Below are 2,834 nucleotides of genomic sequence, written 5' to 3'. Positions count from 1 at the left end.
GGACGGCCGGTGCGCCTGGGCCTGGGCGGCAACGGCATCGGCCCCACCGGTGCCCGCGCCCTCGCCGACGCCCTGGGCGCCATCGAGACGCTCGACCTGGGACGGCCGATGTCCGAGCGGAGCCTCGGCGCCCCTGCCAACGCCACCGGCGACGAAGGCGCCCGAGCCCTGGCCGCCGCCCTCGCGGGCAGCCCGCTGCGCAGGCTGGAGCTGTGCCACACCGGACTCACCGGGCGCGGCGCGAAGTCCCTGCTGGCGGCGGTGCCGGACGACTCACTGCTGGAGTACGTCGGCCTGGGACCGGGACTGCCCCGGAAGGTGAAGCGCTCCTTCACCCAGCGCCTGCGGCCCACGGCCGGGGCCCACCCCGACCTGCGCGCGATAGGAAGTGTCTACCGGTGAGCCGCCGCCCCGAACCGCCGTGCTTCCCACCGGAGGAGGCGGCGAGCCGACGACGCATCCGCCGCTACGCCGTGCCCCGGAGGATGATCGAGCGCGCGACCGAACGCCGTACGGCCGGTGACTGGCGGGGCGCGTGCGCGGCGGCCGGCGTGGACGTCGACATCGACCTGCCGGAGGTCGCCGAGCACTGCGGCGACGACGTCGCCGAGGCGCTGGAGGACGACCTGCGCCACCTGGTCCCGGACCTGGTGCGCTGGCACCTGCCCCGGGTGCTGGGCGGGCGGACCACCCTCGACACCGACCGCACCGTCGTCCTCGCCCGCTACCGGCCGGTGCGGCCGGGCGAAGGCCCCCGCTCCGCGCCGTACCTGCACCTCACCACGCCCGCGATGCTGGAGGGCCCGCAACGGGTCACCCTGCGGTTCAGCACGGTCACGAACGAGAGGACCGTCGGCGTCTTCGGGAGTCCGACCGAGGACTGGCGGTACGCCCGGTACCTGTGGGACGCGCGGCACACCGCCGAACTGCGCGAGCGGTGCGGCGGCGGCACCGAACGGCCCCCCTTCTTCCACGCCGACGGCCGACCGCGCCGTACGGACGAGCTGCCCACCGCCGATCCGGGCCCCGGTGACGCGGCGGCCCGGGCCGAGTGGGTCACCCTGCTGCACCAGAGGGGCGAGGTCGAGGCGGCCTTCACCGCCGCCGGGATCGAACTCGACCTGACACCCCCGGCCGGCGGCCCCGGCTGGTACCAGGCCGATCCGTCGGCGCTCCTCGGCAGGCTCGCGCTCGACCACACCCGCCTGGAGCGGGAGGTCCGCCTCCTGGAGGAGGGGGGCGTCGGCGACCGCTTCCTCGTCGTCGGCGACTGGCGCACGCGCATCCTGCTGGAGTCGACGGCCACCGGTCTCGGGGTGCGGGCCGTCGGCCGCGAGGAGGCCGACGGCCTGCCCTTCCTGGCCGAGGCGCTCTGGCGCAGGCTCCCCGACCTCGACCTGCTGCGCGTCGGCGGGGTCGAGCCCGAGCACCTGCATCCGCTGGTCCGCGAGGCACTGTTCCCCGGCCTCCGGGTCGCCGACGGGACCGGCGGCCCACCGGGGCCCGACCTCCCCGCCCCCGTCCGGGTGCGATGCCGGGGCGAATGGCACGAGGTGGGCTTCCGTCCGGGCGGTTTGCTCCGCATGCCGCACAGCGACGAGGAGCAGCAGCGCGAGCGGGCCCTGCGCGCGTTCGGCGGCGCCGTCGCCGGGTGCTTCGCCGTCGAGCAGACCTGGGCGTCCGGCGACGGCCGGCTGCCGAAGGCGCTGCGCGCCCAGCGGCAGGACCTGTTCCTGCGCGTCCAGCACGGCGACACCCACGGCGTGCTCGAACTCCTGGACGCCGGTGTGGACCCCCGGGTCCGCGACGCCTCCGGACGCTCGCTGCTCCACGTACTGCACCTCCTCGACCACGAACCGCTCCTGCCCCGGCTGCTCGCGGCGGGGCTCGACCTGGAGGCCCGGGACCAGCGGGACCGCACACCGCTGTTCGTGGCGGTCAACGACGGCGGTTCCAAGGCCCTCGTGGAGGCACTCCTCGACGCCGGTGCCCGGATCGACGTGGAAGACCGGATGGAGCTGTCACTGGCCCAGGTCGTCCGCCGCTACAAGCGGTCCGACCTGGCCTTCCTCCGGAAGCGCGTACGCGAGGAACATCCGGGCCTCGGGGCCGAGTGGTGGGACGAGTACATGGACCGCAACGAGGAGGAGGAAGCGGACGACCACGAGCTCGTCGAGCCCGATGAGTCCGAGCCCGACGAGCCCGTCGAGTACAGCAAGGAACCGCCGTTTTGAGCACCGACCCCACCCACCGCACCGCACCGGGCCCGCTGGCCGCCGCCGACGACCTCGTCGGCAGACTGCGCACGCACCGCACCGAACCCGCCGCCAACCCCCAACTGGAGGCGCTCGCCCTCGCGGTGACGGCCAACCAGCCCGTCCTCCTGTGGGGCGAACCCGGCATCGGCAAGTCCGCCGGCCTGGAACAGCTCGCCGCCGGGCTCGGCCTCCCGCTGGAGACGGTCATCGCCAGCGTGCACGAGCCGTCGGACTTCGCGGGACTGCCGATCGTCGGGGACGACCCGGCCACCACCGGCGTGCCGATGGCCCCGCCCGACTGGGCGGTCCGGCTCACCCGCGCCGGACAGGGCCTGCTCTTCTTCGACGAACTGTCCTCCGCGCCCCCGGCCGTGCAGGCGGCGCTGCTGCGGGTCGTCCTCGAACGCCGGGTCGGCAGCCTCGTCCTGCCCGACGCGGTGCGCATCGTCGCCGCCGCCAACCCGCCGTCCAGCGCCGCCGACGGCTGGCACCTCAGCCCGCCGCTCGCCAACCGCTTCGTCCACCTCGACTGGACCCACGACCCGGCCACGGTCGCCCGCGGCATGGCCGGCACCT

The 2,834-nt window shown here is 75.4% G+C and carries 2 protein-coding genes and 1 pseudogene; all 3 read left to right on the top strand.

Annotated features, from left to right (window positions below):
- Positions 1–402: pseudogene (locus B7767_RS05085) on the top strand (gala protein); the annotation flags it as partial.
- Complete coding sequence (locus tag B7767_RS05080; RefSeq protein ID WP_085571057.1) at positions 399–2,234, top strand: ankyrin repeat domain-containing protein; 1,836 nt, start codon at positions 399–401, stop codon at positions 2,232–2,234. The pseudogene B7767_RS05085 and the gene B7767_RS05080, both read left to right, overlap by 4 nt.
- A partial coding sequence (locus B7767_RS05075; RefSeq protein ID WP_179167033.1) for an AAA family ATPase occupies positions 2,231–2,834 on the top strand: 604 nt, incomplete at its 3' end. The genes B7767_RS05080 and B7767_RS05075, both read left to right, overlap by 4 nt.

This window comes from Streptomyces sp. 13-12-16, from assembly GCF_002114215.1.
Taxonomy (GTDB): Bacteria; Actinomycetota; Actinomycetes; order Streptomycetales; family Streptomycetaceae; genus Streptomyces.
The sequence above is the reverse complement of the archived record's forward strand: the minus strand, read 5'-3'. Positions and strand labels throughout refer to the sequence as shown.